3 protein-coding genes are annotated in these 5,799 nt (G+C 49.1%); 2 read left to right on the top strand and 1 reads right to left on the bottom strand.

Features of this window, described 5'->3' with window-relative positions; translation table 11 throughout:
* The first annotated feature begins 512 nt into the window (after nt 1-512).
* Both tssH and KCG43_RS21160 read left to right on the top strand, forming a co-directional pair.
* Complete coding sequence (tssH, locus tag KCG43_RS21155; protein WP_218387435.1) at nt 513-3,173, top strand: type VI secretion system ATPase TssH; 2,661 nt, start codon at nt 513-515, stop codon at nt 3,171-3,173.
* Nucleotides 3,160-4,752, top strand: coding sequence for a sigma 54-interacting transcriptional regulator (locus KCG43_RS21160; RefSeq protein ID WP_218387436.1), 1,593 nt, complete (start codon nt 3,160-3,162; stop codon nt 4,750-4,752). The genes tssH and KCG43_RS21160 overlap by 14 nt, the downstream gene beginning before the upstream one ends.
* Nucleotides 4,753-4,848: 96 nt before the next feature.
* Here the strand turns inward: KCG43_RS21160 and KCG43_RS21165 are convergent.
* On the bottom strand, nt 4,849-5,799 hold a 951-nt coding region (locus KCG43_RS21165), incomplete at its 5' end, for an Ig-like domain-containing protein (RefSeq protein ID WP_218387437.1).

Genomic DNA, 5,799 nt, shown 5'->3' on the forward strand with positions numbered 1-5,799 from the left:
ATCATTTCGATAAGTAGAGCATAACGCTGCTCTTTGCGATGATTAATATATAGCAACCACCGTGCCAACTTTAAAAACACATCAAAAACAAACAGTTACGATTTTTCGTGAATTTTAAACTCATTTTTGTTGCCAACTTTTTGGGAAATTTTCTAATTTTTTGTTTTTTTAACCCGAAATTTGCAGCAACCATTTTCACACCCATATTTTTCTTTTAACTGTCTTTCTTCTTTTTATATAAACGCCAATTTATCTGGCCAGCTCTCGCTTATTTAGTGAAATCTTAAACCTCTGCCACATTTTTCGACATCCGTTAAATTGCCTGCCTTTACAGTGCTTTTTCCTATTAAAAAGCTCATAGTGAAACCCCTTACCACCATGCACCCATGCTAATTGCCACCAAGTATTAAAATAGTCACTAATACAGCGACTTATCGCACTGGTTTCGGCCATCGGCCTTTTTAAAATCTGATTATAATCCGGGCTTTACCTGATTCGAATTTGATGGGCCTATGATTAACGTAAATTTAGCTTCTCTGATTCAACGCCTGCATCCTATTGCGAAAGTCGCACTGGAAGATGCAGCCGCACTCGCTGTTTCTGAACGTTCAACGGAAGTATCGATTGAGCATTATTTGCTTAGTCTGCTTGAACGCCCAAATAGTGATTTCGACTTAATTCTGGCAAGTTTTGACTGCTCCGAAAATTTAATTCGCCAGTCACTGAATGCTTCGCTGCAGCGCAGTGATAAATCGGCCGGTGGTAAACCTGTCTTTTCTGCCCTGTTGATTGAATGGCTGCAGGAAACCTGGCTGATGTCATCCATCGACTTAGGGCAGCAACAAATCCGAACCGGGGCATTACTGCTGACACTGGTTAAAAACCCGGTACGTTACGGCCAGCATGACATTCAGAGCTTGTTCGAACCGATCAACAGCGAAACCCTGAAACGAAACTTTGATCAGTTCACCGCAGATTCCATTGAAGCGCAGGTTGCCAATACCGAGAGCAGCGATCCGCGCCAGGAAGGCACTGCTTTGAGTAAATTCACCATAGATTTCACCGGTAAAGCCCGTGAAGGTAAGATCGACCCTGTGTTCTGCCGCGACCGGGAAATTCGCCAGATCATCGATATTCTCGCCCGTCGCCGTAAGAATAATCCCATTGCAGTCGGTGAACCGGGTGTCGGCAAAACCGCCGTGGTAGAAGGCCTGGCGCTGAAAATTGTTGAAGGCGATGTGCCGGATATCCTCAAAGGCGTCGAACTGTTCGGCCTGGATATGGGTTTGTTGCAAGCCGGTGCCAGTGTAAAAGGCGAGTTCGAAAAACGCCTGAATGGCGTCCTTGATGAAGTCAAAAACTCACCGACGCCTATTATTCTTTTCATTGATGAAGCCCATACGCTGGTTGGCGGCGGTAATCAGGCCGGTGGCAGTGACGCCGCTAACCTGCTCAAACCCGCGCTGGCACGGGGTGAAGTGAAAACCATCGCGGCAACCACCTGGTCGGAATACAAAAAATACTTTGAAAAAGATCCGGCGCTGGCCCGCCGCTTCCAATTGGTGAAGTTAGACGAACCTTCACCGAAAGAGGCTGCCCTGATTATTCGCGGCCTGCGTCCGGCTTATGAAAAAGCCCACAATATTTATGTGCGGGATGACGCCATCGCCTGTGCGGCCGAGCTGTCTTCTCGCTATATTTCCGGTCGTCAGCTGCCGGACAAAGCCATTGATGTGCTCGACACCGCTTGTGCCCGCGTCAATATCAGCCTGCGAGCAACCCCCGCGCCGGTTGAAAGCCTGCAGCAACAGATTGCCTCGCTCAACCGGGAGCTGGACGGTCTGAAGCGCGACGAGCTGCAACAAACCGGCGATAAGAAAAATGTGTCCCTTATCCCGCAGATTGAAAACCAGATCACTGACTTGAACCATGAACTGACAGCACTGACAGCCCAATGGCATCAAGAGAAGTCTCTGATTGATGAAATGATCAGCCTGCGCCAGAAGCTGCATATTGCCACTGGCGAAGCCACAGAGACAGCCTCTGCTGAAGACGAAGCGGATGACAACGCAACAGATATGGATGAAGCCTCAATTCGTGCTGCCATTCTGCGCTGTCAGGAAGCACTGGATGCCTGCCGTACAAACGAAGTGCTGGTTCACTTTGAAGTTGGCCCCGAAGAAATCAGCCAGGTCATCGCAGACTGGACCGGCGTACCAGTCGGTAAAGTATTAAAAGACGAGTCTTCCTCGGTGCTGCAATTAGATGAGTCACTGGGAAGCGTGATCAAGGGCCAGCCGTTTGCGATCAGCTCGCTCAGTGAAGGCATCCGCGCCGCCAAAGCCGGATTGATGAATCCGGATGCTCCTATGGGCGTCTTCCTGTTGGTCGGTCCGAGTGGTGTAGGTAAAACGGAAACGGCCCGCGTCATTGCTGATCAGCTGTTCGGTGGCGACCGCTTTATGACGACCATCAACATGTCTGAGTTCCAGGAGAAGCACACCGTTTCGCGCCTGATCGGTTCACCGCCGGGTTACGTGGGTTACGGTGAAGGTGGCATGCTGACTGAAGCCGTCCGTCAACGCCCGTATTCTGTGGTGCTGCTGGATGAAGTGGAAAAAGCCGATCCGGAAGTGATGAACCTGTTTTATCAGGTCTTCGACAAGGGCACACTGAACGACGGCGAAGGCCGGGCAATTGACTTCAAAAACACCCTGATCCTGATGACCAGTAACCTGGCGACGCAAGAAATCGAAGCGCTGACTCAGCAAAGCGGCGACATCACCGCGCCGCAGATTGCTGATGCCATTCGTCCGACACTGAACCGCTATTTCAAACCGGCACTGCTGGCCCGAATGAACGTGATTCCTTATCTGCCCCTGGCCGATGAGGCGATGACCGACATTATTCAGCACAAGCTGGGCAAACTCGGCGCCCGCCTGCAAGCCAATCACGACCTGACGCTGGCCTTTGAACAGGATCTGGTCGACTTTGTGCTGGGCCATTGCCGACTGAGCGAAACCGGTGCACGTAATATCGATGCAGTGATCAACCGTCAGCTTCTGCCTCAGCTCTCCAATGAATTGTTGGGGCATCAGGGTGAAGAAAGTGTTCACACCACACTGACAGTTTCTGTTGATGAACAAGGATCGATCGAGTATGCCTTCAGTTAATTCTGGAGAACTCAATAACCTGCTACTGGCAATCAGTCAGACATTGTCAGACCGTACACAGCTGGCGTCCACTATGGACGCCATTCTGGCTGCGGCACGACAACTGACTCAGGCGAAGCACGGCATCATGTACGTGCTGGACCAAACCGGACAGGCATTAGTTCCCCTCAGCGTACACAAGCATGAGCAAGCCATTATTGACCATACCTGGCTGCCAATGCAGCTTGATATGCTCAAAGATAATGACCCTTTGGGTTATGCCATCACTTCTGGCGAGATCGTCCTGATCAACGATCTGTACACCTACTCCGGCTATAACTGTGATCTGATTTATCAGAACGAAGCAGCTATGGGTCTGCACAGTGCCAACCTGCTGGCCTGGCCGCTGAAAGATCACCAGAACCTCACCGTTGGATTACTGGTGTTGTTCGACTTATGCCTGATCGATGATGAACAGTCACTGTCTGTCTTTACCAAACTGGCTGGCACCAGTATTCGTCAAGCCACCCTGCTGGACACTTACCACACCAGCCTGCGCAATTTAGAAGCCGACAATGCGGCGCTTAACCGCGAAAATCAGCAGCTGAAAGCCCGTAAAAAGCCCAACTATGATGGGCCGATTGCGGAAAGCGAACCGATGCGTCAGGTACTGGAGCGGCTGCAACGCATTCTGACCTTACCGGTTGATGTGTTGCTGCGAGGCGAAACCGGCGCTGGCAAGGAAGTGATTGCCCGCTATATTCACGACAATTCCAATCGCTCAGATAAACCCTTTATCGCGCAGAACTGCGCGGCTATCCCGGAGCAATTGCTCGAGTCGGAGCTGTTTGGTCATAAAAAAGGCGCTTTTACCGGCGCTGATAAAGACAAAATTGGTCTGTTTGAAGCTGCCGATGGCGGCACGCTTTTTCTTGATGAAATCGGTGATATGCCACTGCTGCTCCAGGCCAAGTTACTGCGTGTATTACAAGAACGTAAATTCCGTGCCATTGGCAGCAGTGAAGAGCGCAGTATTGATGTTCGTGTGGTTGCGGCAACGCACTGTAATCTGATGGATAAAATCCAGAAAGCCGAGTTTCGCGCCGACCTGTTTTACCGTCTGAATGTCTTTCCGATTAATCTGCCGCCACTGCGTGAACGTCAGGATGACATTCTGCCACTGGCAGAGCACTTTATTACGCATACCAGCCAGAAAATGCAGCTGGACAGCGAGCCGGTGTTGAGCAAAAAAGCCCGCAAGCAACTGCTGGAGTACGGCTTTCCGGGTAATGTCAGGGAGCTGAGAAATGTCATAGAGCGAGCGGTTTTGCTGTCGGATTTTGAAACGGTAGACGCACTGGAACTGGGTGAAATGGATACCTTTATTCCTGCTGATATCCCCGAAGAAACGATTTTTGAGGTTGAATTACCCGAGATTGACGCCGGATCATTAAAAGATTCGGTCAATCAGTACGAGCGGGATGTCATTATCAAAACTCTGGAGCGTTTTAACTGGCAGACCCGAAAAGCCGCTGAATCGCTGGCTGTCCCTGTGAGTACGCTCAATCATAAAATCAAGAAGTATGAGATCACGCCGTAAAGATTATCGCCATTAAACCGAACGCTACAAAAAAACAGCCACCTTAGCTTCAGCAAAGATGGCTGTTTAAACATCTAATCACTCATCAAATGATGATTAATTTACGGTTAACATTGCCGTTACTGACTGCCCCATATTTCCGTATTGATCCTGATCTCCGGCTTCTACACCAATCACACTCTCACCATAATCTAATTCGGTTGTGTCTAGTTCAAAAGTAAATGCCGTCCTGTCCGCATTGATCACAGGAGCAGACCAGAAGCTGATAAATTCAGTATTTGCTGGCGTTAACACAGGCTCTGTCAACACCGGTCGATTGAAGACAATTGTAACCTCAATAATCTCCCCTTTAATGACCTGAGTGTTCCCATCCTGAAAAGAGATGCTCGTCAATAAAGGGGTTCCAATAACGGTCAAACTGAGATTTGATCCACTTCCCGGCATATAATCATCTGCCGCGGTGTAACTTCCTTCTGATACCTGAATTGCGATGTCAGTATCAACACCTGCCGGAGCGGTATAACGCACCTGCCAATGGGTAGCAGACAACTGGTTAAACTCACTGAAAATACCTGCTTCACCACCCGCTGATGCCGTTGCAATAAGATCATCCTGAGAAAAACCGTCAACCATTTCCGAGAAATGGAGATCTAACCAGATAGTTTTTCCGCCACCAACCTCGGCTGTATCCGGGTCGCGGACACTCATGCTCATTGTCGGCACAGTCCACGACTCAACAACAATGCTTTCTGTGGTAGAAATTTTTTCATTTCCAGCAAGATCGGCCGCCTTAATTATTAAGTTGTAGTTACCTGGAGCTACATTAAAGTCAAAGCTATAGGTATCACTGTGATCAGGCGGTGCACTAAAACTAAGCGCTGCAATTTGCTCAACACCATTGTCAAGGATCGAAATAATCTTGGAACTGTCCAGATTCAAGTCAACAATATCTGCTGTAGCTCGAATGAAGTATTTTCCTGCTTCTGGGGCCAAAGGTAGCTGAACTGTATGAACGTTCAGGATCTGTGGCTGCTCAAGATCAACCAG

The organism is Photobacterium sp. WH24, from assembly GCF_019204055.1.
Classification (GTDB): domain Bacteria; phylum Pseudomonadota; class Gammaproteobacteria; order Enterobacterales; family Vibrionaceae; genus Photobacterium; species Photobacterium arenosum.

Bases quoted from the DNA above. Each gene is read 5' to 3' on its own strand.
- tssH (WP_218387435.1), top strand. From the start codon at position 513: ATGATTAACGTAAATTTAGCTTCTCTGATTCAACGCCTGCATCCTATT.
- KCG43_RS21160 (WP_218387436.1), top strand. From the start codon at position 3,160: ATGCCTTCAGTTAATTCTGGAGAACTCAATAACCTGCTACTGGCAATC.